This window comes from Hydrogenophaga aromaticivorans (assembly GCF_013387465.1).
Taxonomy (GTDB): Bacteria; Pseudomonadota; Gammaproteobacteria; order Burkholderiales; family Burkholderiaceae_C; genus Hydrogenophaga; species Hydrogenophaga aromaticivorans.
The window spans coordinates 1,083,976-1,106,979 of record NZ_VYGV01000006.1 but is presented as its reverse complement, the minus strand read 5'-3'; the positions used below and the strand labels follow the sequence as shown (position 1 = coordinate 1,106,979).

Annotated in this window: 29 protein-coding genes; 23 read left to right on the top strand and 6 right to left on the bottom strand. The window is 68.0% G+C overall.

The window, feature by feature from the left end:
* Positions 1-19 precede the first annotated feature (19 nt).
* Positions 20-451: an acyl-CoA thioesterase gene (locus tag F3K02_RS09680; RefSeq protein ID WP_177135344.1), complete on the top strand. Its 432-nt coding sequence runs from the start codon at positions 20-22 to the stop codon at positions 449-451.
* Positions 452-456: 5 nt separating this feature from the next.
* On the opposite strand, the gene F3K02_RS09675 is transcribed toward F3K02_RS09680, so the two are convergent.
* Positions 457-1,287 (bottom strand): pseudouridine synthase, encoded by an 831-nt coding sequence (locus F3K02_RS09675; RefSeq protein ID WP_343067048.1) that lies wholly within the window; start codon positions 1,285-1,287, stop codon positions 457-459.
* A gap of 168 nt (positions 1,288-1,455) precedes the next feature.
* On the opposite strand from F3K02_RS09675, the gene F3K02_RS09670 reads away from it, so the two are divergent.
* Positions 1,456-1,710: a hypothetical protein gene (locus tag F3K02_RS09670; RefSeq protein WP_343067047.1), complete on the top strand. Its 255-nt coding sequence runs from the start codon at positions 1,456-1,458 to the stop codon at positions 1,708-1,710.
* Positions 1,711-1,723: 13 nt separating this feature from the next.
* Here F3K02_RS09670 and trmB read toward each other — a convergent pair whose 3' ends face one another.
* A complete protein-coding gene (gene trmB / locus F3K02_RS09665) occupies positions 1,724-2,485 on the bottom strand; it encodes a tRNA (guanosine(46)-N7)-methyltransferase TrmB (protein ID WP_177135342.1) in 762 nt (253 codons plus the stop codon).
* A 122-nt stretch (positions 2,486-2,607) separates the two neighbouring features.
* Between trmB and F3K02_RS09660 the strand changes: the two genes are divergently transcribed.
* Complete coding sequence (locus F3K02_RS09660; protein WP_177135341.1) at positions 2,608-2,829, top strand: hypothetical protein; 222 nt, start codon at positions 2,608-2,610, stop codon at positions 2,827-2,829.
* Here the strand turns inward: F3K02_RS09660 and gluQRS are convergent.
* The 3 genes from gluQRS to F3K02_RS09645 all read right to left on the bottom strand — a co-directional run bounded on the left by gluQRS (position 2,807) and on the right by F3K02_RS09645 (position 5,997).
* Positions 2,807-3,727: a tRNA glutamyl-Q(34) synthetase GluQRS gene (gene gluQRS / locus F3K02_RS09655; protein ID WP_177135340.1), complete on the bottom strand. Its 921-nt coding sequence runs from the start codon at positions 3,725-3,727 to the stop codon at positions 2,807-2,809. The genes F3K02_RS09660 and gluQRS overlap by 23 nt on opposite strands.
* 103 nt (positions 3,728-3,830) lie before the next feature.
* Positions 3,831-4,973, bottom strand: a complete 1,143-nt coding sequence (locus F3K02_RS09650; RefSeq protein ID WP_425485569.1) for an NAD(P)/FAD-dependent oxidoreductase — start codon at positions 4,971-4,973, stop codon at positions 3,831-3,833.
* Between the two features lie 76 nt (positions 4,974-5,049).
* Complete coding sequence (locus tag F3K02_RS09645) at positions 5,050-5,997, bottom strand: LysR family transcriptional regulator (RefSeq protein ID WP_177135339.1); 948 nt, start codon at positions 5,995-5,997, stop codon at positions 5,050-5,052.
* A 153-nt stretch (positions 5,998-6,150) separates the two neighbouring features.
* On the opposite strand from F3K02_RS09645, the gene F3K02_RS09640 reads away from it, so the two are divergent.
* The 4 genes from F3K02_RS09640 to F3K02_RS09625 are packed head-to-tail and all read left to right on the top strand — an operon-like array spanning position 6,151 to position 8,660.
* Complete coding sequence (locus tag F3K02_RS09640; protein WP_177135338.1) at positions 6,151-6,852, top strand: pirin family protein; 702 nt, start codon at positions 6,151-6,153, stop codon at positions 6,850-6,852.
* 52 nt (positions 6,853-6,904) lie between these two features.
* Entirely contained in the window at positions 6,905-7,312 is a 408-nt protein-coding gene (locus tag F3K02_RS09635) for a DoxX family protein (protein WP_177135337.1), read from the top strand.
* 58 nt (positions 7,313-7,370) lie between these two features.
* Positions 7,371-7,925 carry a flavodoxin family protein gene (locus F3K02_RS09630; protein ID WP_177135336.1) on the top strand — a complete coding sequence of 185 codons (555 nt, stop codon included), beginning with the start codon at positions 7,371-7,373 and terminating at the stop codon, positions 7,923-7,925.
* A 39-nt stretch (positions 7,926-7,964) separates the two neighbouring features.
* Positions 7,965-8,660 (top strand): DUF599 domain-containing protein, encoded by a 696-nt coding sequence (locus F3K02_RS09625; protein WP_177135335.1) that lies wholly within the window; start codon positions 7,965-7,967, stop codon positions 8,658-8,660.
* Positions 8,661-8,682: 22 nt separating this feature from the next.
* On the opposite strand, the gene F3K02_RS09620 is transcribed toward F3K02_RS09625, so the two are convergent.
* A complete protein-coding gene (locus F3K02_RS09620; protein ID WP_218179381.1) occupies positions 8,683-9,381 on the bottom strand; it encodes a phosphatase PAP2 family protein in 699 nt (232 codons plus the stop codon).
* A 141-nt stretch (positions 9,382-9,522) separates the two neighbouring features.
* Here F3K02_RS09620 and F3K02_RS09615 point away from each other — a divergent pair, with 141 nt between their 5' ends.
* The 16 genes from F3K02_RS09615 to F3K02_RS09545 all read left to right on the top strand — a co-directional run bounded on the left by F3K02_RS09615 (position 9,523) and on the right by F3K02_RS09545 (position 22,993).
* The gene (locus tag F3K02_RS09615; RefSeq protein WP_246309265.1) at positions 9,523-9,858 is read left to right on the top strand and encodes an acyl carrier protein; all 336 of its coding nucleotides are present in this window, start codon (positions 9,523-9,525) and stop codon (positions 9,856-9,858) included.
* Positions 9,855-11,120: a beta-ketoacyl-[acyl-carrier-protein] synthase family protein gene (locus F3K02_RS09610; RefSeq protein ID WP_177135334.1), complete on the top strand. Its 1,266-nt coding sequence runs from the start codon at positions 9,855-9,857 to the stop codon at positions 11,118-11,120. Before F3K02_RS09615 ends, F3K02_RS09610 begins: the two co-directional genes overlap by 4 nt.
* Before the next feature lie 16 nt (positions 11,121-11,136).
* Positions 11,137-11,421 (top strand): phosphopantetheine-binding protein, encoded by a 285-nt coding sequence (locus F3K02_RS09605; protein ID WP_177135333.1) that lies wholly within the window; start codon positions 11,137-11,139, stop codon positions 11,419-11,421.
* Between the two features lie 52 nt (positions 11,422-11,473).
* The gene (locus F3K02_RS09600; RefSeq protein ID WP_246309263.1) at positions 11,474-12,823 is read left to right on the top strand and encodes an AMP-binding protein; all 1,350 of its coding nucleotides are present in this window, start codon (positions 11,474-11,476) and stop codon (positions 12,821-12,823) included.
* The gene (locus F3K02_RS27480) at positions 12,810-13,115 is read left to right on the top strand and encodes a 3-hydroxyacyl-ACP dehydratase FabZ family protein (RefSeq protein ID WP_246309261.1); all 306 of its coding nucleotides are present in this window, start codon (positions 12,810-12,812) and stop codon (positions 13,113-13,115) included. Before F3K02_RS09600 ends, F3K02_RS27480 begins: the two co-directional genes overlap by 14 nt.
* Positions 13,112-14,029, top strand: coding sequence for a lysophospholipid acyltransferase family protein (locus F3K02_RS09595; protein ID WP_177135332.1), 918 nt, complete (start codon positions 13,112-13,114; stop codon positions 14,027-14,029). The genes F3K02_RS27480 and F3K02_RS09595 overlap by 4 nt, the downstream gene beginning before the upstream one ends.
* A gap of 197 nt (positions 14,030-14,226) precedes the next feature.
* Positions 14,227-14,715 carry an outer membrane lipoprotein carrier protein LolA gene (locus F3K02_RS09590; RefSeq protein WP_246309259.1) on the top strand — a complete coding sequence of 163 codons (489 nt, stop codon included), beginning with the start codon at positions 14,227-14,229 and terminating at the stop codon, positions 14,713-14,715.
* Complete coding sequence (locus tag F3K02_RS09585) at positions 14,712-17,060, top strand: MMPL family transporter (RefSeq protein WP_177135330.1); 2,349 nt, start codon at positions 14,712-14,714, stop codon at positions 17,058-17,060. Before F3K02_RS09590 ends, F3K02_RS09585 begins: the two co-directional genes overlap by 4 nt.
* On the top strand, positions 17,057-17,698 hold the full coding sequence (locus F3K02_RS09580; RefSeq protein WP_177135329.1) for a hypothetical protein: 642 nt from the start codon (positions 17,057-17,059) through the stop codon (positions 17,696-17,698). The genes F3K02_RS09585 and F3K02_RS09580 overlap by 4 nt, the downstream gene beginning before the upstream one ends.
* Complete coding sequence (locus F3K02_RS09575; RefSeq protein WP_177135328.1) at positions 17,695-18,495, top strand: polysaccharide deacetylase family protein; 801 nt, start codon at positions 17,695-17,697, stop codon at positions 18,493-18,495. The genes F3K02_RS09580 and F3K02_RS09575 overlap by 4 nt, the downstream gene beginning before the upstream one ends.
* A complete protein-coding gene (locus F3K02_RS09570) occupies positions 18,492-19,268 on the top strand; it encodes a class I SAM-dependent methyltransferase (RefSeq protein ID WP_177135327.1) in 777 nt (258 codons plus the stop codon). The genes F3K02_RS09575 and F3K02_RS09570 overlap by 4 nt, the downstream gene beginning before the upstream one ends.
* A gap of 47 nt (positions 19,269-19,315) precedes the next feature.
* Positions 19,316-20,506, top strand: a complete 1,191-nt coding sequence (locus F3K02_RS09565; RefSeq protein WP_177135326.1) for a beta-ketoacyl-ACP synthase — start codon at positions 19,316-19,318, stop codon at positions 20,504-20,506.
* Positions 20,503-21,306 (top strand): beta-ketoacyl synthase chain length factor, encoded by an 804-nt coding sequence (locus F3K02_RS09560; protein WP_177135325.1) that lies wholly within the window; start codon positions 20,503-20,505, stop codon positions 21,304-21,306. The genes F3K02_RS09565 and F3K02_RS09560 overlap by 4 nt, the downstream gene beginning before the upstream one ends.
* Positions 21,300-21,734 carry an ApeP family dehydratase gene (locus F3K02_RS09555; RefSeq protein WP_177135324.1) on the top strand — a complete coding sequence of 145 codons (435 nt, stop codon included), beginning with the start codon at positions 21,300-21,302 and terminating at the stop codon, positions 21,732-21,734. Before F3K02_RS09560 ends, F3K02_RS09555 begins: the two co-directional genes overlap by 7 nt.
* Entirely contained in the window at positions 21,731-22,468 is a 738-nt protein-coding gene (fabG, locus tag F3K02_RS09550; protein ID WP_177135323.1) for a 3-oxoacyl-ACP reductase FabG, read from the top strand. The genes F3K02_RS09555 and fabG overlap by 4 nt, the downstream gene beginning before the upstream one ends.
* Before the next feature lie 36 nt (positions 22,469-22,504).
* A complete protein-coding gene (locus F3K02_RS09545) occupies positions 22,505-22,993 on the top strand; it encodes a hypothetical protein (RefSeq protein WP_177135322.1) in 489 nt (162 codons plus the stop codon).
* Positions 22,994-23,004: the final 11 nt, after the last annotated feature.

Here is a 23,004-nt window from a genome sequence, read left to right as displayed (position 1 = left end):
TGCCAGGGACCCTGAAGCCATGCCGCGTATCCAGATCGATCTGCCCGACCACTTCGCTTTCAGCACGGAGATGTCGATCTACATCAGCCACGTCAACCAGGGCGGGCACCTGGACAACGCGCAACTGCTGACGCTGGTGTCTGAAGCCCGGGTGCGTTACTTCAAGTCCCTGGGTTACACCGAGTCCGATGTCGCCGGCCACCCCATCGTCGTCGGCGACATCGTGGCCCAGTACAAGGCCGAGGGCTTTCATGGCGAGACCATGCGGGTGAGCCTGCTGCCGCAGGACCCCAACAAGTACGGTTTCGACCTGGTCTACCGCATGGACAACGTGGCATCGGGCCGCGAGGTGGCACGCGGCAAGATCGGCATCGTGTTCATCGACCGCGAAACCCGGCGCGTGGCGCTCATCCCGGCCCGCTTCCGGGAGCAGGTGCTGGCTGAGGGCTGAACGGTTCAGGTGGGCCAGTCCAGCTCGCGCTGGCTCTGGAAGGCACGCGGCGCGCCCGTCACCGGGTCCGTGAACGCGATGCCCCGCGCCAGCAGGCGCAACGGGTTCGCAAAATCTTCCGCTTCGTCCGGCCCGTGCAGCACGGTCGGGTAGAGCTGGTCGCCCACGATGGGCAGGCCGAGCGCGTTCATGTGCACGCGCAGCTGGTGGCGTTTGCCGGTGACGGGTTCCAGCGTATAGCGCGCCCAGTCGCCGCGCCGCTCCAGCACATCGATGCGTGTCTCGCTGTTCGGCTCACCAGCCACCTCGTTCATGCGGAAAAAATCGGCCGGGTGTTCCACGATGCGGCTGCTGCTCGTGCGCGGCCAGGTCCATGCGTCGGTGGCCGGCGCGATGGCCTCGTAGGTCTTTTGCATGGTTCGCCCACTGAAGAGCGCGTGGTAGGTCCCGCGCTCGGCGGGGTTCACGGCCAACAGCACCAGCCCGGCGGTTTCGCGATCAATGCGGTGCAGCGGTGCCAGCTGTGGCAGACCGAGCTTGCGTTGAAGGCGCACCAGCAAAGTCTGCTGCACATAACGCCCGCCCGGCGTCACGGGCAGAAAGTGCGGTTTGTCGGCCACCACCAGGTGCGCGTCCTGGTAGAGCACCATTTCTTCAAACGGCACCACCCCTTCGTCCGGCAGCTCGCGGTAGTAGTACAGCCGCGTATTGCCCCGGTACGGCGCCTCGGGCGGTACGGCATGGCCTGCTTCGTCCAGCACCGCGCCCGTGGCCAGCCGCTCGGTCCACGCCGCGCGCCCCACCTTCGGCAGGCGCTCGTCCAGAAAGTCGATCACGCCGGGCCAGCGGACGTCTCCGGTTCTGACCCCAGGCAGTGCGACGCAGCTGGGCGACACGCCGTCGCGGGCGGGAATGAGCGGGTTCTTGGAGGATCGGGCCACGGCGGAGGAGGGTGAGCGAAGGAAATCCGGGTATTCTCTGCGCCTTCACCACAGGACCCCGCCGTGATCAAAGCCGCCAACCTCTCCGACACCGTCATCCGTGCCCGCGTTGGCCGTGCTCGCCTGGCGCTGGCGCTTGGCGTGAGCAGCCTGCTGCTGAGCGGCTGCGCTGTGGTGGCCGTGGTCGATGTGGCGGCATCGGCGGTGGTGGGTGTTGCCGGCCTCGCGGTGGACGCGGCGGTCGGCACGGCCCGCATCGGCGGCCAGCTCATCGGTGCCGGTGCCGACGCGGCACTGGACTCGGACGAGGACGAGTGACCCGACGCGCCGTTCAGGCGCGCACGAACACCAGGTCCCACACGCCGTGGCCCAGCTGGATGCCGCGGTTCTCGAATTTGGTCAAGGGCCGGTAGTCCGGCTTGGGCACGTAGCCGTCGCTGCCGGCCGCGGCCGTGTTCTTCAGCAGCGGCTCGGCGCTCAGGACTTCCAGCATCTGCTGCGCATATGGTTCCCAGTCGGTCGCGAGGTGCAGGTAACCACCCGGTTTCAGGTGGCGCGCCAGGCGGTTCACGAACGGGGTCTGGATCAGGCGGCGTTTGTGGTGACGCGTCTTGTGCCAGGGATCGGGGAAAAAGATGTGCACGCCGTCCAGGCTGCCTTCCGGCAGCATGTGGTCAAGCACCTCGACCGCGTCGTGGCGGAAGATGCGGATGTTCTGCAGGCCCGCTTCGCCCACGAGCTTGAGCAGCGCGCCCACGCCGGGTTCGTGCACTTCACAGCAGAGAAAGTTGTCGTTCGGGCGCACGGTGGCGATGTGCGCCGTGGCGCCGCCCATGCCGAAGCCGATCTCCATGATCAGCGGCGCCGCGCGGCCGAAGGCGGCCGTGGTGTCCAGCGTCTGGCTGGCGTCGTAGTTGAGCAGAAACTGCGGACCGAACTGTTCGTAGGCGCGGGCTTGGCCCGGGCCGGTGCGCCCGGCGCGCAGCACGTAGCTCTTGATCACGCGCATGAAGGGCGCGCCATCGGGCCGTGGTGTTCCGGCGGGAGGTGGGGGCTGGTCGGCGGTGGCGTTGTCGGGGATGTCAGGGTTCATGGTGCGGCGCAAGAGGGGTGGGAGATTGTAGGAGCCCGGCTCGGTGGCGCGGCGCGTGCCGTGATTTCCCGTCGGGGGCAGAATGGGGGTGACAGACTCCACAACCTTTTCAGAGAATCACCATGAACGCCACCAAACTCATTGCCTTGGTCCTGATCGCTGGCGGTGCGCTGGCCCTGATCTACGGCGGCTTCAGCTACACCCAGGACAGCACCGCGGTGAAGCTGGGCCCGCTGGAGTTGACCGTAAAGGAAAAGAAGACCGTCAATGTGCCGCTGTGGGCGGGCATCGGTGCCATCGCGGTGGGGGGCCTGCTGCTGGTCATGGGCGGGCGCAAAGGCTGAGAGGCTGAGCGTCCTTCCACTGCGCGACCCAGGCGGCGAGGGCTTCCGGCACCGATCCCGGAGCGGCCAGCAGACCCAGTGTCGCGGCCGCCCGGTGCAGCGCCAGCACCGGTTCGCTCAGGTCCAGTGCCTGTGCCCCGTTCTGCTTGCTGAGCTTTTCACCGTTGGCGCCCAGCACCAGCGGGGTGTGCAGGTGAGCCGGGCGGGGCAGGCCCAGCGCCCGCTGCAGCGCAATCTGGCGCGGCGTGTTGTCGGCCAGGTCTTCGCCGCGCACCACGTGCGTGATGCCCTGCGCAGCGTCATCCACCACCACGGCGAGCTGGTAGGCCCAGAGGCCGTCGGCGCGTCGCAGGATGAAGTCACCGACCTCGCGGGCCACGTTCTGCGCCTGCGGGCCCAGGCGGCGGTCGGTCCACGTCATGACAGCCGGCTCGCTCGGCACCGCAAAGCGCCAGGCGCGCGCGGGCTTGCCTTGCAGCCCGCCGTTTTCGGGGCGGCAGGTGCCGGGGTAGACGGCCGCGTGATGGCGCTCGCGGTTCAGCCCTGCCGCATGCAAGGCCGCTTCGATGTCCTTGCGCGAGCAGCCGCAGGGGTAGGCACGGTCCGTGGCGACGAGCTGGTTCAGTGCCTGCAGGTAGAGCGCCCCCCGCTCTGATTGCCAGACGGCGGGTTCGTCGCTGACCAGGCCGCAAGTGGCGAGCTGCTGCAGGATGAGACGGTCGGCACCGGGCACGCAGCGCGGCGTGTCCACGTCTTCGATGCGCACGATCCAGGTGCCGCCGTGGGCACGGGCGTCAAGCCAGCTGGCCAGCGCTGCCACGAGCGAGCCCGCGTGCAGCGGGCCGGTGGGAGAGGGCGCGAAGCGCCCGCGGTAGGACGAAGCAACCGACAAAGCCATGTACTCGGAGCGCGTGTCTGTGCCAGCACACACCGCGGGACTGGCTTCGCCAGACCGCTGGTGTGGTCCCCCCCGGGGGGAAGCCGCGCAGCGGCGCAGGGGGTCAAATCATTTCGAGAGCGAGTTCGAGCCCGGAGACGAAGGCGTCTTCCACGCGGTGGCCCAGGCACCAGTCGCCGCACAGGCCGATGCCGAGCGACTTGTCGTACACATAGGGCCGGCCCAGCGGCTGCTGGGTCTGCGCGAAGCGCCAGCGGTGCACCTCGGCGTGGGTCGGTGTGGCGCGGATACCGGTGATCTCGGCGAAGCCCTTGAGCAGCTTGGCCTTGACGCGCTCGGCATCGTCTTCCAGGTGTTTGCTGGACCATTCCGGGCTGGCCTGGATGGTCCAGCGTTCGATCGGTTCGCGGCGGGGCTTGCTGTTTTCGCGCGCGAGCCAGCTGATGCGGTGGTGCACGCTGCGCGCGGCGTTCCACTGGGGCCCGATGTGGGGCAGGCCGGGTTGCATGGCCTGGGGGTAGGCGACCATGAGCGTCCAGCAGGGGGCCACCTGCACGGGCGCCAGGGACTGGCGCAGCTCGGGCGAGTGGCCGGAGACCAGCAGCAGGTCGTGGGCCTGGAGGTGCGGGATGGCGAGCACCACGCGGTCGAAACCACCGAGCACATGCTGGCCGCCTTCGGCGTCTTCGGTGCGCAGTTGCCATTGCTCGGGATGCAGCACGTCGCGTTCGATGTGGGTGACGCGGGTTTCGGTGAGCGTGCGCGCGGGCAGGTCGCCGTGGAGCTCCGGGTGGGCCAGGGGCTGGACCCAGTGCTCGACCAGGCCGCTCATGCCGGGGGTGGCCACAAAATGCGGTTCGGAGGGGGGAGGGGAGCTGGCCAGAACGTGACCGAATTCGTCGAGCACGCGCACCGTGTTCGCACTCCAGGGCCGCACCACGGTCTGGGCCGTGAGCAGGGCCTGGGCGAAGCGCTTGTCGCGCACGGTGAAGTACTGCGCCCCGTGGTCGAAGCCACCAAATTCGCTGCGGCGGGTGGACATGCGGCCACCGAAGCCGCGGCTCTTTTCAAGCAGGGTGACGCGGTGACCCGCCTGCAGCAGCGTGCGTGCGCAGGCCACGCCGGCCATGCCGGCGCCCACCACCGCGAAGTGCAGGGGTGTGGTCATCTTGGGTTTTCTGGCGGGGCTGGCCGGCTGGCGTTTGGCGGCAGCGGTCGGGGCGCGGGTTTTTTTGCTGGTGGTCATGTCTCGGTGCGCTGGGTGTTGCGGGAGTTTGAGGTTGACTGTAGCAGCCTGCATGGTGGCGTGAGCCCCGTTCGCATCAAATCTGGTGGTGGTTGTTGAGCAGGGCGGCGCGCGTGGTGGGGTGCTGCAGGCGCTCCAGCCACCAGCGCAGCGCGCGCCCGGTGTCGCCCGCGCTGCGCGGCTGGCGCCACGCGTAGGCCAGGCGGATGCTGCGGTTGGGCCGCTGCACGGTCTTCACGATCAGGCGTCCGGCGTTGATGAAGGGTTGCGCCAGCGGCAGCGGCAGGAAGCCCGCACCCAGGCCCCGCAGCTGGGCTTCGAGCTTGTGCTGCATGGTGGGCACGGTGAGCACGTCCTGCCCGGGCAGCAGGTTGTAGGTCACGCCATTGCCGCGCTGGGTGCTGTCGGCCACGGCCACGGCGCGGTGCACGCGCAGCTCTTCGTCGCACAGGCTGTGTGTGGCCGAGGCCAGCGGGTGGTGGGGCGCCACCGCATAGACGAACTGTGCGCTGCCCAGCGGCGCAGTCTGGATTTCGGGCTGTGCCAGCTCGCTGGGCACGCCGAGCGCCAGATCGGCCTGGCCGCTTTGCAGGGCTTCGAGCGTGCCCGAGAGCGTTTCGGCGCGCAGCTTCAGGCGCGTGGGAGCGCCTTCTGCGTAAAAGGCCTCGCACAGCTCGAACAGGGTGGCGCGGGCGATGATGGCATCGGCCGCGATGGTGATCTGTGGCTCCCAGCCGGTGGCCACGCGCTTGACGCGCTGGGCCACCGCATCGAGTTCGTTCAGCAGGTACTGCCCCGAGCGCAGCAGCTCGGCGCCGGCGGGGGTGAGCTGGGCGCGGCGCGCGCTGCGGTCGAACAGCAGCACGTCGAGCGCGTCCTCGATCTGGCGGATGCGGTAGGTCAGGGCGCTGGGCACCATGCCGAGTTCTCGCGCGGCGGCGGCCATGCTGCCGAGCCGTGCCACGGCTTCGAGAAGACCGAGGTTCTCTGGGGAAAGTGCGGCGCGGGGATTGGAACTGGCCATGGTGCTTGCGGAACTTGTGTGTTCAATTGAATTGAATGATGCCATCAAAACCGTGCAAACACGCCGGGGGGTGGCGGTTCCACAATTCAACCCATGCCAGCCGCTGCGGTCCCGCAAACGGTCAGCACCACCCCCTTGAAAGGACGAGACACCATGATGCAGATCCGACGTTCCGACGCCCGCGGCTACGCCGACCACGGCTGGCTCAAGAGCTTCCACTCATTTTCGTTCGCCGAGTATTTCGACCCCGCCTGGATGGGCTGGGGCAACCTGCGCGTGATCAACGAGGACCGCATCGCCCCGGGCACCGGCTTCGGCACGCACGGCCACCGCGACATGGAAATCATCAGCTATGTGCTGTCGGGCAACCTGGCGCACAAGGACAGCATGGGCAACGTCAAGGGCATCCCGCCCGGCGACGTGCAGCGCATGAGCGCCGGCAGCGGCGTGCGCCACAGCGAGTTCAACCACGCACCCGACCAGACCACGCACTTCCTGCAGATCTGGATCGAACCCAATGTGAAGGGCATCGATCCCGGCTACGAACAGAAGAGCTTTGCCGAGACCGAAAAGCGCGGCCAGCTGCGCCTGGTGGCTTCGCCCGACGGCGCCGGGGGCTCGGTCAGCATCCACGCCGACGCTTCCATGTACGCCGGCCTCTTCAATGGCAGCGAAACCGCCGAGCTGGCGCTGGACCCGAAGCGCAAGGCCTATGTGCACCTGGTGCGCGGCGCGCTCGACGTGAATGGCCAGCGCCTGCAGACCGGCGACGCGGCGGTGATCGCCGATGCCGAGCGACTCTCCCTGTCCCGAGGCGACGACGCCGAGGTGCTGGTGTTTGACCTTGTGGCCTGACGCACAGACAAGCTTTTTGACCCAACCCAAACTTCATTCAAAGGATATTTCCATGCACACCCTGCAAAACCCCCTCGCCCTGTTGTCCCGCCTGCTGCTGGCGGCCCTGTTCCTGCCCGCCGGCATCGGCAAGATCACCGGTTTTGCCGGCACGGTCGGTTACATCGCATCGGTGGGCCTGCCCATTCCCACCGTGGCCGCTGCGGTGGCCATGGCGGTGGAGGTGCTGGGTGGCCTGGCGCTGATCGTCGGCTTCGGCACGCGCTGGGCTGCCCTGGCTCTGGCGCTGTTCACGCTGGGTGCCTCGTTCTTCTTCCACAACTACTGGGCCATGCCGGCCGAGCAGCAAATGATGCAGCAGCTGATGTTCATGAAGAACATCGGTGTGACTGGTGGTCTGCTGGCACTCGCGGCTTTTGGTGCCGGTGCCTTCAGCCTGGACGCCCGCCGCTCGGCCTGAGTGATCTTCGAGTCCTTTTTCCCCACCCGCGCTGCGGCGCTTTTCTGAAAGATCTCCAATGGCAAACGTTGTTGTGGTTTACCACTCGGGTTACGGTCACACCCAGCGCATGGCGCAATCGGTGGCCAGTGGCGCAGGGGCCGAACTGATCGCCATCGACGCCGACGGCAATCTGCCTGAAGGCGGCTGGGAAGCGCTGGCCGCGGCGGACGCGATCATCATGGGCTCACCCACCTACATGGGCAGCGTGAGCTGGCAGTTCAAGAAATTCGCCGATGCCTCCAGCAAACCCTGGTTTTCCCAGCAGTGGAAAGACAAGCTCGCGGCCGGTTTCACCAACAGCGCCGGCATGAACGGCGACAAGCTGTCCACGCTGCACTACCTGTTCACGCTGTCCATGCAGCACGGCATGATCTGGGTGAGCCAGGGCCTCATGCCCAGCAACACCAAGGCTGCGCAGCGCGACGATGTGAACTACCTGGTGTCGTACAGCGGTGCGATCGCACAAAGCCCGTCGGACGCGAGCGCCAACGAGATGCTGCCCGGTGATCTGAAAACGGCGCGCCTGTTCGGGGAGCGTGTCGCCGAGGTGGCGGCAAAATTCAAGGGCTGAGCGGCCGGTTGGCGGCTTCGTGCGGCTAACATCCGCCGCATGAAGATCTTCGACATCCTCCCCTGGGCAGACTGGCTGGCGCTGGTCTGCTTTTTTGCCTTGTGGGTGGGCTACGCCTGGTTCGCCAAAGTCTGGGGTCGCCGCCGTTCCTCGCTGCTGGTGACCACCAACCGCTACCGGTCCTACTGGATGCGCCAGGCGGCGATGCGCGACCCGCGCATGCTCGATGGACTGATCACGCAAACGCTGTCCAACACCCCGGCTTTTTTTTCGTCCACGTCGATCCTGGTGATCGGTGGTCTGTTCGCCTTGCTGGGCACGACCGACAAGGCGTCCGAGCTGATGAACGAGATTCCTTTTGCGCAGGCCACCTCGCTGATCGTCTTCGAGTTCAAGATCCTGGTGCTGGTGGCGATCTTCGTCTATGCGTTTTTCCGCTTTTCCTGGTGCATGCGCCAGTACACCTTTGTCGCCCTGGTGATCGGCGCGATGCCGCCACCCGAAGATTTTGAATCGGGCAAGTTCGACCGCAACCAGTACGCCGATCGTGCGGCCGCCATGGTGGGCGCCGCCGCCGAAACCTTCAACGACGGTCTGCGTGCGTATTACTTTTCGTTTGCGGCGCTGGCCTGGTTCGTGTCGCCGCTGGCGATGGTGCTGGGCACGCTGACGGTGGTGGCCATTCTCTACAGCCGCGAGTTCCACTCGGACGTCTTGCGCGTGTTGCGCGACTGAAGCGAAACACCCCCTGCGGGGCTCATGAAGCGGCGGTCGGCTCTGCGGTGTTCTTCACATGGGCCAGCGAGGCGGCCGCGAAAACCAGGCCCACCGCAACACCCGCAAACACGTCGAGGGCCACATGCTGCAGGGTGGCCATGGTCGACCAGACGATCGCCACACATTGCACCGCCGAAATCCACCGCAGCACGGCGGGTGAACGCAGCTGGGCCAGGATGCGGTGCATCCAGCACAGGCTGAACACCGCCGAAGCCACATGCAGCGAAGGGCAGGCGTTGCCGGCCGCGTCCACCCCCTTGACGACCGCCAGACCGGGGTACAGGCTCCAGTCCATGTGGACCAGTGGTGTCTGGGTCGGAAACCACCAGAAGAGCGCCAGACAGAACAGGCACATGGCCCCCACCCAGACGCCAAACCACACCAGGGCACGCAGGTTGCCCATCACCGCTGGCGGAAGGAACACATACAACCAGAGCGACACGTAGATCGGGAACGCGGACGGTACAAATCCGACCCAGTGGTCCAGCCAGATTTCGGGCATGACCACGGCAACGCTGCGCGGGTGCTCCAGGATCCAGAAGTAGCTCCAGAAAAACAACGCCATGAAAGCCGTGGTGCCAAACGCCTTGAGCGGCCAGTGGATGACAAACCGCCGCCCGAGCCTGCGCAGCCAGCCCGATGTCCCGGTCGGGCGGGGTGTGATTTCGGAGGCTGGCATGGCAACAAACGGCATTTGTGCGCGTGCGGCGTCTCGCGGAGGAGGGGTCATGGTGGGGAGCGGAGAGGAACAGCCTGCATTGTGCCGGCTGTACAATCAAATCACTGAAAATTACGCGCTGATCGGCAGTCTGCGCCCGGGTTGAAGCACTTTGCCAACCGGCCGGACCTGCCGGGCATTCGTTACCGGGTGTCGGGGTCGAGCAAGACAGCCAGCCATGAAATGTATGCCATGCAATCGACCGAACTGATCCGCCAATTTCTCCATGATCGCCTGGGCGCAGCGCCCGAGGCGGTGGTTCCTGATGCGTTGCTTGCTGACCTGGGTGTTGACTCGCTGATGCTCGCCGAGCTGATGTTCGAGGCGGAAGACCGCCTGGGGATTTCCATCGACTCCAGTGTGGCGATCCCGAAGTCTGTCGGCGAGATGGTGAAACTGATCGATTCCCTGCGCGCAGCCAAAGCTTCCGCATCATGATCCGGCGCCGGGTGGCCATCACGGGGCTGGGTTTGGTCAGCCCCTACGGCGGAGGTGTGGACCATTTTTTTGAACACCTGCTCGCGGGGCGTTCGGCGGTCAGCTACCTCCAGACCGATGACAAGCCCAGGCCCTTGTCCATGCCGTTTGTGAGCTGCACCGGGTTTGACCCGGTGGCAGCACTGGGCAAACCGCTCGCCGCCATGATGGAGCGCTTTGCCCATCTGGGTGTGGCCGCGGCTTTCGACGCCTGGCATGACGCCGGGCTGGAGCGCCTGCCCGCCGATCTGGAACAACGCAACGACTGGGCCTGCATCTGGGGCACGGCGCTCGGCGGCATCATGGCCTTCGAAAAAGGCTACCGCGACATGTGGCAGAACGGGCGCGAGCGCCTGTCGCCGCTGGGCGTGGTGATGGGCATGAACAACGCGGTCAATGCGCACCTGTCCATCCAGCTCGGTCTGGGCGGGGTGAGCATGAGCCACACCGTGGCCTGCGCTTCGTCTTCGGTGGCGATCGGCGAAGCGTTCCGGCGCGTGCGCTCGGGCGAGGCGACGGTGGCGATCACGGGCGGCTCCGACGGCACCCAAACCTATGGCGTGGCGCGCGCCTGGGAAGCCATGCGCCTGATCTCGCCGGGCAACGAGCAGACCTCGCCTTCGGCCTGCCGACCGTTTTCGTCCGATCGCCGCGGCCTGGTGCTGGGCGAGGGCGGCGCGGCGCTGGTGCTCGAAGACTGGGACCACGCCATCGCGCGTGGCGCCCGCATCCAGGGCGAGATGGTGGGTTACGGTGCGAGCTGTGATCGCAGCCACCTGGTGCGCCCCGACGCCCAGGGTCAGGCCCGTGCACTGCAGGCCGCCTTGCGGGACGCTGAACTCACTCCCGATGACATCGATTACGTCAATGCCCACGGCACCGCAACCCAGGAGGGTGACCCGGTGGAAATTGCGGCCCTGCGCCAGGTTTTTGGCGATCGGGCGCCCTCGCTGCCCGTGAGCGCCACCAAGTCCATGCATGGCCACCTGCTGGGCGCAGCGGGGGCCATCGAGGCGCTGGCCACCGTGCTGGCGCTGCGCGAGCAGGCCATCCCGCCCACGGCGCACCTGGAAGGTCGGCTTGACCCGGCCTGCGAGGGGGTAGACCATGTGGTCGAGGGCCGTCGCCAGATGCCCATGCGTGCGGCCCTGTCCAATTCTTTTGCGTTTGGTGGCAGCAATGCCGTGCTGGTTTTTGCCGCCGCCCCGACGCACACCCACTGACAACCAGGGAATCCCCATGTCTGAAAACTTTGCCAGCGTTTCCTTCGACGACCTCATGAGTGAGGTGGCTGCGCTGATCGTGGAGGCCCTCAACCTGGACGTGCAGCCCCAGGACGTGAAACCCGACGATCCGCTGTACGGCGAGGGGCTGGGTCTCGACTCGATCGACATGCTCGAGATTTCGCTCGTCATTTCCAAGCACTACGGTTTCCAGCTGCGCTCGGACAACGAGAACAACGACAAGATCTACGCGTCCCTGCGTGCGCTGACGACCCATATCGCCAGCCAGCGCACCAAATGACCTGGGGCGTTTCGCGAGCCAGGGGTTGTTGGCGGTTTCAGGCTGGCGGCGCATGAACGGGCTGCCCCTGATCAGCGCTCACGGGCTGGACGACGTGCTCGCCTGGCGCCCTTCGGGCCCGGTGACGGTGCGCGACTTCCTGGCCGATGCCCAGGCGGTGGCCAGTGTGTTGCCTGCGGGCCAGGGGGTGCTCAACCTGTGTGAAGACCGGTACCACTTCGCCGTGCTGTTTGCCGCCTGCGTGCTCGCGGGCAAGACCAGCCTGCAGCCGGCCTCGCACTCGGGGGTCACCCTGCAGCGGCTGGCGCAGGAACATCCCGGCGCGTTCGGTGTGGTGGATGGTCCGTTCGACGTGGCCGACCTGCCTTGCATCGATTTTCCCGATCTGGCCACTTTGCCCCGCTCACCCGCGCAAGAGATGCCGATGGTGGAAGCCGACCGCGTGGTCGCGATCCTGTTCACCTCGGGCTCCACGGGCCTGCCGCAGCCGCACGCCAAGACCTGGGGCCGGCTGGTGCAGAACGGGCAGGCCGAGGCGGTCGGGCTGGGTCTGGGGGGCGGGCGAATGGTGCTCGTGGGCACGGTGCCGGCGCAGCACAGCTACGGATTCGAGTCCACCTTTTTGCTCGCGCTGCACGGCGGCTGCAGTTTCTGGAGCGGCAAGCCGTTCTACCCTCAGGATGTGGTGGACGCGCTGCAGGCCGTGCCGCGGCCGCGCATGCTGGTGACCACCCCTTTCCACCTGTCGGCCTTGCTGGCGTCCGATCTGGACTGGCCGGCGCTGGACATGTGCCTGTCCGCCACCGCGCCGCTGGGCACCGAACTCGCTGCGCGCGCCGAGCAGCGCAGCGGGGCACCGGTGCACGAGATTTACGGCTCGACGGAGTCGGGCCAGCTGGCCTGCCGGCGCACCACCGACGGCCCCCTGTGGCATTTGCTGCCGGGCGTCGTGCTGGAGCAGGAGAACGACACCACCTATGCCCGCGAGGGCCATGTGGAAGGCCGGGTGCCGCTGTCGGACATCATCGAACTCCAGGGCGAGGGCCGCTTTCTCCTGCACGGCCGGCATGCCGACCTGATCAACATCGCGGGCAAACGCAGCTCGCTGGCCTACCTGAACCACCAGCTGTGTGCCATCGATGGTGTGCTCGATGGCGCCTTTTTTCTGCCCGAGTCCGCGGACGATGAGGTCGAAGGCATCACACGGCTGACGGCGTTCGTGGTGGCCCCTGGTGTGTCGGCGGACACGCTGCAGCGCGCCTTGCGCCAGCGCATCGACCGGGTCTTCCTGCCGCGCCCGCTGGTGCTGGTTGACGCGCTGCCGCGCAACAGCACCGGCAAGCTGCCGCGCACGGCGCTGCTGGCGCTCTACCAGGAACGCTTGGGTCATGGTCGTGCTTGAGCGGGTCTGGCGCGTGCCGCCCGACCACCCGGCCTTTGCCGGGCATTTTCCGGGGCATCCCATCGTGCCCGGCGTGGTCCTGCTGGATCAGGCCGTGCTGCTGGCGCAAGCGCACCTGGGGCTCGCGGGCGGTGCCTGGCAGGTCGCGCAGGCCAAGTTTCTCAGCCCCTGCGGGCCGGATGACGAACTGGTGTTCACGCTGCAGGACGGTGCACGTGGCGGGCTGTCTTTTGTGGTGCGCTGTGGCGATCGCGATGTCGCCTCGGGCAGCCTGCAGCCGGCCGTGTCATGACGGACAAGCCCCGTCACACCGACGCACAGCCCGAGTGGATGCGGCGCCAGGAGCGCAGCAACCTGGCCATCCTGCGCCTGATGGTCTGGATCTCACTCTCGTTTGGCCGGCGGGTGGGGCGCCTGGTGCTGCACGGCATCGCCGTCTATTTCGTGCTGTTTGCGCCCGCGGCGCGCCGTGCGAGCCGCGCCTACCTGCACCGCGTCCTGGGCCGTTACGCGGGCTGGCGCGACGGCTACCGCCATGTGTTCAGTTTCGCCAGCACCATCCACGACCGCATCTACCTGCTGAACGACCGCTTCAACGTGTTTGACATCGAGGTCAAGGGCGACCAGGCGTTGCTGGCGGCGATTGAAAAACAGCCCGGCGCGCTGCTCATGGGGGCCCACCTGGGCAGCTTTGAGGTGCTGCGTGCCATGGGGCGTGGCAAGAAGGGGCTGCGCGTGGCCATGCTGATGTACGAGCAGAACGCGCGCAAGCTCAACGCCACGCTCGCGGCCATCAACCCCAAGGCGATGCAAGATATCATCTCCCTGGGACACTTGGAGTCGATGCTGGAGGTGCGCGACAAGCTCGACGAAGGGTATCTGGTGGGCATGCTGGCCGACCGCTCGCTGAGCGATGACGCCACGGTCCCGGTCGAGTTCCTGGGCCAGGAGGCTGCTTTCCCCCTGGGCCCCTGGCGCATGGCGGCGATGCTCAAGCGGCCGGTGTTCCTCATGGCGGGTCTGTACCTCGGAGGCAACCGCTACCAGCTGCATTTCGAGCAACTGGCCGACTTCTCGAACATCGAGCGCGGTGGGCGTGACGCGGCGATCAAGGCGGCGATGCAAGCCTACGCCGACAGCCTCGCCCGTTTGTGCAGGCTGGCGCCCTACAACTGGTTCAACTTCTTCGACTTCTGGAAATCATGAACAACCCCCCTGCGTCGCTTCGCGCCTTCTCCCCTTCTGCGAGGGGGGACGCAGCCTCTGGCCCGGCGAAGCCGGTTCCAGGGCTGCCCGGATTGCGCGCCACCACCTTTGCGTGGTTCTGTCGCTGTGCTGCCGTCGCGCTGCTGTGCCTGGGTCTGTCTACCGGGGCGCACGCGGCCTACAGCATTGAACAGCTGATGACCGACCTGGCCAGCCACAAGGGTGGCCGGGCGCGTTTTGTCGAGAAGCGTCACATGGCCCTGCTCGACAAGCCGGTCCAGGCCAGCGGCGAGATGGTGTACAGCCCGCCCGACCGGCTGGAGAAACGCACGCTGTTGCCCAAACCCGAGACCCTGGTGCTGGACAAGGACATGCTCAGCATGGAGCGCGACAAGCGCAAGCTCACCATCAACCTCGCCAGCCGACCCGAAGCGCTGGCGTTTGTGGACAGCATTCGCAGCACGCTTTCAGGCAACCGCAAATCCCTGGAGCAGAACTACACGCTCAACCTGCAAGGCGAGAGCAGCCAGTGGGTGTTGACACTGGTCCCGAGCGAACCCGCCATTGCGGCTCTGCTCCAGCGCATCACCGTCAGCGGCGGCAAAAACCAGGTCCGCCACATCGAGTACCTGCAGGTCGACGGAGACCGTTCGGAAATCAGCATCGAACCGATCGAAGTCCAATGAGGTCGGCCGCGGTCCGGGTGTTTCTGGTCTGGCTGGCCCTGATGCTGGCCGGGGTGGCGGTGGTGTGGAACAGCCGTTTTTCGGCCGACATGTCGTTTTTCCTGCCCTCAAAGCCGAGTGCCGAACAGCAGGCGCTCGCCGGGCAGTTGCGGGACGGCACGGTCTCGCGCCTGCTGATGGTTTCGGTGGGTGGCGGTGATGCCGTGCAGCGCGCGGCCGTGTCGCGCGAGCTGCGCAAGCGCCTGGCCAGTGATCCGGCCTATGTGTCGGTGCAGAACGGCGAAGCGGGCGGGCTGGAAGGTGAGCGCGATGTGCTGCTGCGCCACCGCTACCGCCTCAGCCCCGCGGTGACCCCCGAGCGCTTCACCGAAGAGGGGCTGCTGTCGGCCGTGACCGACACCATCGACCTGCTCTCGTCGCCGGCCGGTCTGTTGCTCAAGCCGTATTTGTTGAACGACCCCACGGGGGAGGTGCTGGCCGTGCTGGGCCAGCTCAACCCGGCATCGCAACCGCAGATGCGCGAGGGGGTCTGGGCCTCGCGCAACGGCGAACGCGCCATGCTGCTGCTGCAGACGCGCGCCCTGGGCTCGGACACCGACGGCCAGGCGGCCGCGATCGACGGTGTGCGTACGGCCTTCGCGCAGGCCGTGCAGGCCACGGGTCATGCGGGTCTGGCGTTGCAGATGTCGGGCCCCGGGCAGTTTGCCGTGCAGTCGCGGGAGACCATCAAGAACGAAACCTCGCAACTCTTCCTCATCAGCATGCTGGGCATCGCGGGTGTGCTGCTCTGGGTCTACCGCTCGCCCCGCCTGCTGGCGCTGGGCCTGTTGCCCATGCTCAGCGGCGCACTGGCGGGCGTGGTGGTGGTGAGCCTGGTGCATGGCACGGTGTTCGGCATCACGATGGGCTTTGGCACGGCCCTGATCGGCGAAGCGGTGGACTACGCCATCTACTTTTTTGTGCAATCCGGGCGCATGGGCCTGGCCGCCTGGCGCCAGCAGTTCTGGCCCACGGTGAGGCTGGGCGTGCTGACCTCGGCGCTGGGTTTCGGCGCCCTGCTGTTCTCGGGCTTCCCCGGTCTGTCCCAGCTGGGTCTGTACGCGCTGACCGGCGTGGTGACGGCGGCGCTGGTGACGCGCTTTGTGCTGCCCGTGCTGGCCGGAACCGGGTTCGAGGTACCGGCGCCCGGGGCCTGGGTGCACCGGGTTCATGCCTTGCTGGGGCAGGCCTGGCGGTTGCGTGCGGCGGTGGGTTTGCTGGGGCTTGTGACGCTGGGCTACCTCTGGCAGCAGCGCGACAACCTCTGGCACGCCGATCTCTCGGCGCTGTCGACCGTGAGCCAGGCCGAGGCCGAGAACGATGCGCGCATGCGCGACGACCTGGCCGCACCCGATGCCCGCTACCTGGTCAGCATCCACGCAAAAAACCCGGAGCTCGCGCTGCAGGCGGCCGAGCGGGCCGGGCAGCAGCTGGACCGGCTGGTGGAGGAGGGCGTGATCGGCGGCTACGACAGCCCGGCCCGCTTCCTGCCCAGCGCCCAGTTGCAACAGCAACGCCTGGCCAGCCTGCCCGAGGCGCCGGTGCTGCAGGCGCGGCTGCAGGCGGCGCTGGTCGATTCGCCCCTGTCCGCGTCCCGGCTCGGCCCGTTTGTGGCCGACGTGCAGGCGGCACGCACCGCCGGTGTGATGCAGCGCGCCGATCTGGACGGCAGCGCGCTGGCGCTGGCGGTGGATTCGATGCTGATGCCCGACCAGGACGGCGGCTGGAACGTGATGATGCCGTTGCGTCCGGCGCCCGGTGCGCCCGACGCCAGCCTGCCGGTCGAGCGCCTGCGCGCGGCGCTGGCGGGCAGTGGCGCGGTGTTTGTCGACCTCAAGACCGAGTTCGAATCGCTGTACGGCGGTTACGTGGGTGAGGCGGTTCGGCTGTCCCTGCTGGGCTTTCTGGCGATTGTGGTGCTGCTCGCTGTGACCCTGCGCTCACCCGGACGTCTGCTGCGTGTGCTGTTGACCCTGGTGATCACGGTGATGGTGGTGATCACGGCGCTGCATTTGTCGGGCCAGCGCCTGCATCTGCTGCACCTGGTGGGCATGTTGCTGACCGTGGCCGTGGGCTCCAACTACGCGCTGTTCTTTGACCGGGCGGCCGGCGGCGAACCGCTGGACGCGGCCACGCTGATGTCGCTGTCGGTCGCAACCGTGACCACCGCGATCGGCTTTGGTGCCCTGGCGACGTCGAACGTGCCGGTGCTCAACGCCATCGGCATCACCGTGGGGCCAGGCGCACTGATGTCGCTGCTGCTGGCGGCGGTGCTGGTGTATCCGAAGGCGACAGCGGATCGATGAATCCGACCGAAAGCCAGCTCTGCGGGGCCGACAGCGTGCTGTTCATGCTGCCCGGGGCCCTCATGACGCCGCAGCACATGGTGCAGGCGGGCCTGTTTGCCGAGGTGCAGCAGCGGGGTCTGGCGCTGGACCTGATCGCCCCCGACCTGCACGCCGGGGGCGCCGACAACCAGCTGGCGCTGCGTTCCCTGGAAGAAGACTGGCTGGCGCCAGCGCGTGCGCGCTACCAGCGGGTGTGGCTGGGGGGCATTTCGCGCGGCGGTCAACTGGCGCTGTCCTGCCTCGCCGGGCGCACGGGTGAGGTGCACGGCCTGTGCCTGCTCGCTCCCTACGCGGGCGGTCGGCTGACCACCAACGCGATCAATCGCGCTGGCGGGCTCGACGCCTGGCAGGCGAGCCCCGATCAGCAGACCGACCCCGACGTGCGCCTCTGGCAGTGGCTCAAGCAGCCCTTGCCCCAGGTGCCGGTGTTCATGGGTTATGGGGCGCAGGACCGTTTTGCCGATGGCATGCGCTTGCTGGCGCGGCACATGCCCGAAGCGACCCACATCACCTTGCCGGGCGAACACGACTGGGCGGTCTGGTTGCCCCTGTGGCAGCGTTTCCTCTCACTGGGGCATTTCCCGGCGTTGCCATGAGCCGGCCCTGGACCGTCCCCCCCGCGATCAAGGCGTCCGCGCTGCTGCATGCGGGGGCCGCGCTGGGCACGGTGGCCGTGCCAGCCGTCTGGCCGTGGGCACTGGGGGCGGTGGCGCTCAACCACGCGGTGATCACGGTGGCCGGTCTGTTGCCGCGCTCCAGCCTGCTCGGCCCCAACCTCACCCGCCTGCCGGCGCACGCACAGGCGCGGCGCGAACTGGCCTTGACCATCGACGACGGGCCCGACCCCGAGGTCACGCCGCGCGTGCTCGACCTGCTGGACGCGGCTGGCGCCCAGGCCAGTTTTTTCTGCATCGGCTGGCGCGCGCGGGCCCACCCGGCGCTCTGCCGCGAGATCGTGGCGCGCGGTCACCGGGTCGAGAACCACGGTGACGCCCACTCCAACGCGTTTTCCCTCTTCGGCCCCCGGCGCATGCGTGCCGACGTCGCGGCCGCCCAGGCCACGCTCTCGGACATCACCGGCCAGGCCCCGCTGTTTTTCCGGCCCACCGCCGGTCTGCGCAACCCCTTCCTGGAGCCGGTGCTCGCCGGGCTCGACCTGCAGCTGGCCGCCTGGACCCGCCGCCCCTACGACACGCGCGACGGCAGACCGCAGCAGGTGCTGCAGCGCCTGACGCGCGGCCTGGGGCCGGGCGACATCCTGCTCATGCACGACGGTCACGCCGCGCTCACGCCCGATGGGCAGCCGGTGATCCTGGCTACCTTGCCGCTGTTGCTCGACCGATTGAAGGCCGAGTCCTTGCGGGCCGTGACGCTCCAGCAGGCCATGGCATGAGCGAGGCGACGGGCGGTTCCCAACCAAGCTCGCAGGGCGGCGCGGCGCCAACGCCCCGGGTGTTTCTGAAAATCCTGCGCGCCGACGCGAGCCGCCTTTTCTGGGCGGCAGGCCGTTTCGCTTTTTTCCACGCCTGGGGCAAGCTGGGCGGCGACCCGATCTTCCGGGAGCTGTTGCGGCGCGGCCTGTTGTTCAGGGGCGGGCGGCTGCTTGACCTCGGTTGCGGGCAGGGTTGCCTGTTCGCCTGGCTGCTGGCGGCGCAGCGCCTGTCGGAGCGCGGGCAGTGGCCGGCCGGCTGGGCGCCCGCGCCCCGTTTCCAGAGCCTGCGCGGTGTTGAACTGATGTCGCGCGATGTCGAACGCGCGGTGGCGGCGTTCGGCGGCCACCACCCGCTGGTGCAGGTGGAGCAGGGCGACATGACCCAGGTGGATGTTGGTCAGGTGGACACCGTCACCGTCCTCGATGCGCTGCACTACGTGGACCCCGCCTCGCAAGAGCGCCTGCTGCGACGCATTCGCTTGGCCTTGCCGCCCGGCGGCCTGTTCCTCACCCGTGTCGGTGACGCAGAAGCGGGCTGGCCCTTTCTGGTGTCGAACTGGGTCGACCGCGCGGTGACCCTGGCGCGCAGCCGCCGTCCGCCGCGCCTGTACTGCCGCAGCCTGGCCGAATGGCAGGCGCTGTTGACCGCGCTGGGCTTTGAGGTTGAAACCGAACCCATGAGCGAAGGCAAGCCCTTTGCCAACGTGATGCTGGTCTGCCGGGTGCCGGTCTGATCGGTGCCTTCCTCTACACTGCGGGTTTAGACGTTCCACCGCCTCACGTGACCCCACTGCAACTCTCAGCTTACACATTGACCACCGCCCTGGGCCGAGGGCTGGAGGCCACGCGCGAGGCCCTGCGCGCCGAGCGCTCGGGACTCGCTCCCTGTGCCTTTGAATCGGTGGCGCTCGACACCTGGGTGGGCGAGGTCGCGGGTGTCGATGCGCAGCGCCTGCCCGAGGCGCTGGCCCGCTACGACTGCCGCAACAACCGGCTGACCCTGATGGGCCTGGAGACCGACGGGTTCGCGCAGCGCGTGCGTGAGGCCGTCGCTCGCTACGGCGCCGATCGTGTGGGCGTGTTCCTCGGCACCAGCACCGCCGGCATCCTGCAGACCGAGCTGGCCTACCGGCGGCGCGATCCGGTCAGCGGCGCGTTGCCCGACGATTTCCATTACCGGACCACGCACAACGCGTTCTCGCTCGCCGAGTTCACGCGCGACTACTTCGGTCTGGAGGGCATGGCGATGGCGATCTCCACCGCCTGCTCGTCCAGCGCCAAGGTGTTTGCCGCGGCGGCGCGCCAGCTCGCGCTGGGCCAGATCGACGCAGCCATCGTGGGCGGTGTCGATACCCTCTGCCTGACCACCCTGTACGGTTTTGCTTCCTTGCAACTGACCTCATCCCGGCCCTGCCGGCCCTACGACGCGGCGCGCGACGGCATCTCCATCGGCGAAGGTGCGGCCTTTGCATTGCTGGAGCGCCCGGACCAGCCTGCGCCGGGCACCGTGTTGCTGCTGGGCGCTGGCGAGTCCAGCGACGCGTACCACATGTCGGCGCCGCACCCGCAGGGCCTGGGTGCACGCCTGGCGATGGAGGCCGCACTGCGCTCGGCGGGCCTGGGCGCCAGCGACATTCATTACATCAACCTGCACGGCACGGCCACGCCCGCCAACGACTCGGCCGAAGGCCTGGCGGTGAGCGCGCTGTTCGGCGACACCGTGCCCGGCAACTCGACCAAGGGCTACATGGGCCACACACTGGGTGCAGCGGGCGCGATCGAAGCGATCCTCTGCGCGATGGCACTGACCGATGGCCGCCTGCCCGGCAGCCCCGGCACCGGCTCGCTGGACCCGGCCATACCGATCCGCTACCAGCTGCACGGCACCGACGCGCCGCTGCGCCATGCGCTGAGCAATTCGTTCGGATTTGGTGGCAGCAACTGCAGCCTGGTTCTTGGAGTCGCCGCATGATCGCAACGCCGCTGCAAGCCTGGATCAACGGCATCGGCCTCATCGCGCCCGGCCTGCCCGACTGGGCCACCGCTGCGGCGGCGCTGCGCGGTGAAGCGGGCTATGTGCCGGCACCGAGCGTGTTGCCTGTGCCCCTGCTGCTGCCCCCGGCCGAGCGCCGCCGCGCCAGCCGCGTCATCCGGCTCAGCCTGGGCGTGGGGCAGGAGGCCGTGACCCACGCGGGCGCCGACGCGTCCACGCTGGCCACCGTGTTCGCCGCCTCGGGCGCCGACGGCCACAACTGCCATTCGCTGTGTGAGCAGCTCGCGGGCGAGGATCGCCAGATCTCGCCCACGCGATTTCACAACTCGGTGCACAACGCCGCCGCCGGCTACTGGGGCATCGCCACGCGCAGCATGGCGCCCTGCCAGGTGCTCGGTGCGTTCGACGCCAGCTTCGGCGCCGGCCTGCTGGATGCGCTGGCCCAGGTGGCCCTGGACGGCCAGCCGGTGCTGCTGGTGGCCTACGACAGCGAATACCCCGAACCCTTGCACGCCAAGCGCGACACGCCCGACTGCGGCGGCGTGGCCTTGTTGCTCAGTGCGCAGCGCAGCGAGGCTTCGCTGGCGTCGATCACGGTCACACCCAGCCGGGCGCCCGCCGATGTGCTGGAGGACGCGGCTCTCGAAGGGCTGCGCCAGAACATCCCGGCCATGCGCGCCTTGCCCCTGCTGCAGCGCCTGGCGCGCGGCACGGCCGGCCCCGTGGTGCTCGACTACCTCGCGCCCATGCAGCTTCAGGTGGAACTGCAGCCGTGCTGAACCGCGACTGGATCGCCGCCCACATTCCCCACCAGGGCAGCATGTGCCTGCTGGAGAACGTGCTCGAGTGGAGCGAGCAGCGCATCGTCTGCGACGCGCTGAGCCACACCGACCCCCTGAATCCCCTGCGTGCGGCCGACCGCCTGGGCGCGGCGACCGGCGTGGAGTACGCCGCTCAGGCCATGGCCGTGCACGGTGCCTTGCTCGCGCAGTCGGCCGCTGCGCCCACCCAGGGCTACCTCACCAGCGTGCGCGGCCTGAGCCTGCACGTGAACCGGCTGGACGACCAGACCGGGCCGCTGCGCATCACCGCCGAGCGCCTCTCGGGCGACGCGCGGCTCATCCTCTACCAGTTCCACATCCACCACGGTGAACGCTGCCTGATCGAAGGCCGGGCCTCGGTGGTGCTCGACGCTCAAACCTTATGACCTCTTCAGCGAAAAGCAGGCGCGCCCTCGTCACCGGCGGCAGCGGTGGCATCGGCGCCGCGATCTGCCAGCGACTGGCCGCCGACGGCCACCATGTCATCGTGCACGCCAACCGGGGCCTGGAGAAGGCGCAGGCCATCGCGGCGCAGATCATGGCCGAGGGCGGCAGCGCCGAGGCTGTGGCCTTCGACATCACCGACCGTGCAGCGACCGCCGCCGCGCTGGAAGCGCTGACCGAGGCGGGTGCGATCCAGATTCTGGTCAACAACGCGGGCATCCACGACGACGCGGTGTTCCCCGGCATGAGCGGCGAGCAGTGGGACCGCGTGCTCGACGTGTCGCTCAACGGTTTCTTCAACGTGACCCAGCCGCTGACCATGCCCATGATGCGCACGCGCTGGGGCCGCATCGTCAGCATCTCGTCGGTCGCCGCCGTGGCGGGCAACCGCGGGCAGGTGAACTACTCGGCCGCCAAGGGCGCGCTGCACGCCGCGAGCAAGTCGCTGGCGCTGGAGCTGGCGAGCCGGGGCGTGACCGTCAATGCCGTCGCGCCGGGGCTCATCGCCACCAGCATGATCGAAGGCACGTTCGATGCCGACATGGTCAAACGTCTGGTGCCGATGCAGCGCGTGGGCCGCCCGGAAGAAGTGGCCGAACTGGTGGCCTTCCTGGCCTCGGACCGCGCGTCCTACATTTCCGGGCAGGTGATTTCCATCAACGGCGCGATGATCTGATCGCATCGTGACCCCACTCCAAGGAGCCTCAACCCCATGACACACCTCCGCAACCGATGCACCCGCAGCGTCCTGATCGCCGGTCTGCTCCTGGGGGGCGCCACCGGACCGGCGCAGGCCCAGGACAGCGAAAGCGGTGCGCTGCAAGCCTGCCTGAAGGCCTGGGGCGAACACCCTTTCGGCCCCAATCCCGCCTACCGGACGCTGGCCACGTCGGTCAAGGTGTTCGGCATCGGCCAGGGCACGGCAGACCGCGAGGTCACGCCGGGCCCGAGCCTGATCATGGTGAACCCGGGCGTGAACGTCATGGGCGGCTCCGAGATCGAGCTGCTCAACCCCAACGGCTGGTACTGCCTGCGCGCGGCCGTCAACGTCATGGGCGGCATGGACATCAAGCTGCACTGCGGCGCCCGCCTGGCCTCGGCCAGCAGCGGCACCACGGTCATGAGCGGCGAGAACGCCGCCAAAGGCGTGTCCGTCATGGGCTCGATCAAGGTCGAGCGCGTCGGCTGCAGCAGCTCTTGAGCTGCGCGAAC

Excerpts from the sequence above, each read along its gene's own strand:
- F3K02_RS09680 (WP_177135344.1), top strand. The coding sequence starts at position 20 with ATGCCGCGTATCCAGATCGATCTGCCCGACCACTTCGCTTTCAGCACG.
- trmB (WP_177135342.1), bottom strand. The coding sequence starts at position 2,485 with ATGAACCCTGACATCCCCGACAACGCCACCGCCGACCAGCCCCCACCT.
- F3K02_RS09660 (WP_177135341.1), top strand. The coding sequence starts at position 2,608 with ATGAACGCCACCAAACTCATTGCCTTGGTCCTGATCGCTGGCGGTGCG.
- gluQRS (WP_177135340.1), bottom strand. The coding sequence starts at position 3,727 with ATGGCTTTGTCGGTTGCTTCGTCCTACCGCGGGCGCTTCGCGCCCTCT.
- F3K02_RS09650 (WP_425485569.1), bottom strand. The coding sequence starts at position 4,973 with ATGACCACCAGCAAAAAAACCCGCGCCCCGACCGCTGCCGCCAAACGC.
- F3K02_RS09645 (WP_177135339.1), bottom strand. The coding sequence starts at position 5,997 with ATGGCCAGTTCCAATCCCCGCGCCGCACTTTCCCCAGAGAACCTCGGT.
- F3K02_RS09640 (WP_177135338.1), top strand. The coding sequence starts at position 6,151 with ATGATGCAGATCCGACGTTCCGACGCCCGCGGCTACGCCGACCACGGC.
- F3K02_RS09635 (WP_177135337.1), top strand. The coding sequence starts at position 6,905 with ATGCACACCCTGCAAAACCCCCTCGCCCTGTTGTCCCGCCTGCTGCTG.
- F3K02_RS09630 (WP_177135336.1), top strand. The coding sequence starts at position 7,371 with ATGGCAAACGTTGTTGTGGTTTACCACTCGGGTTACGGTCACACCCAG.
- F3K02_RS09625 (WP_177135335.1), top strand. The coding sequence starts at position 7,965 with ATGAAGATCTTCGACATCCTCCCCTGGGCAGACTGGCTGGCGCTGGTC.
- F3K02_RS09620 (WP_218179381.1), bottom strand. The coding sequence starts at position 9,381 with ATGCCAGCCTCCGAAATCACACCCCGCCCGACCGGGACATCGGGCTGG.
- F3K02_RS09610 (WP_177135334.1), top strand. The coding sequence starts at position 9,855 with ATGATCCGGCGCCGGGTGGCCATCACGGGGCTGGGTTTGGTCAGCCCC.
- F3K02_RS09605 (WP_177135333.1), top strand. The coding sequence starts at position 11,137 with ATGTCTGAAAACTTTGCCAGCGTTTCCTTCGACGACCTCATGAGTGAG.
- F3K02_RS09600 (WP_246309263.1), top strand. The coding sequence starts at position 11,474 with ATGAACGGGCTGCCCCTGATCAGCGCTCACGGGCTGGACGACGTGCTC.
- F3K02_RS27480 (WP_246309261.1), top strand. The coding sequence starts at position 12,810 with ATGGTCGTGCTTGAGCGGGTCTGGCGCGTGCCGCCCGACCACCCGGCC.
- F3K02_RS09595 (WP_177135332.1), top strand. The coding sequence starts at position 13,112 with ATGACGGACAAGCCCCGTCACACCGACGCACAGCCCGAGTGGATGCGG.
- F3K02_RS09590 (WP_246309259.1), top strand. The coding sequence starts at position 14,227 with ATGACCGACCTGGCCAGCCACAAGGGTGGCCGGGCGCGTTTTGTCGAG.
- F3K02_RS09585 (WP_177135330.1), top strand. The coding sequence starts at position 14,712 with ATGAGGTCGGCCGCGGTCCGGGTGTTTCTGGTCTGGCTGGCCCTGATG.
- F3K02_RS09580 (WP_177135329.1), top strand. The coding sequence starts at position 17,057 with ATGAATCCGACCGAAAGCCAGCTCTGCGGGGCCGACAGCGTGCTGTTC.
- F3K02_RS09575 (WP_177135328.1), top strand. The coding sequence starts at position 17,695 with ATGAGCCGGCCCTGGACCGTCCCCCCCGCGATCAAGGCGTCCGCGCTG.
- F3K02_RS09570 (WP_177135327.1), top strand. The coding sequence starts at position 18,492 with ATGAGCGAGGCGACGGGCGGTTCCCAACCAAGCTCGCAGGGCGGCGCG.
- F3K02_RS09560 (WP_177135325.1), top strand. The coding sequence starts at position 20,503 with ATGATCGCAACGCCGCTGCAAGCCTGGATCAACGGCATCGGCCTCATC.
- fabG (WP_177135323.1), top strand. The coding sequence starts at position 21,731 with ATGACCTCTTCAGCGAAAAGCAGGCGCGCCCTCGTCACCGGCGGCAGC.
- F3K02_RS09545 (WP_177135322.1), top strand. The coding sequence starts at position 22,505 with ATGACACACCTCCGCAACCGATGCACCCGCAGCGTCCTGATCGCCGGT.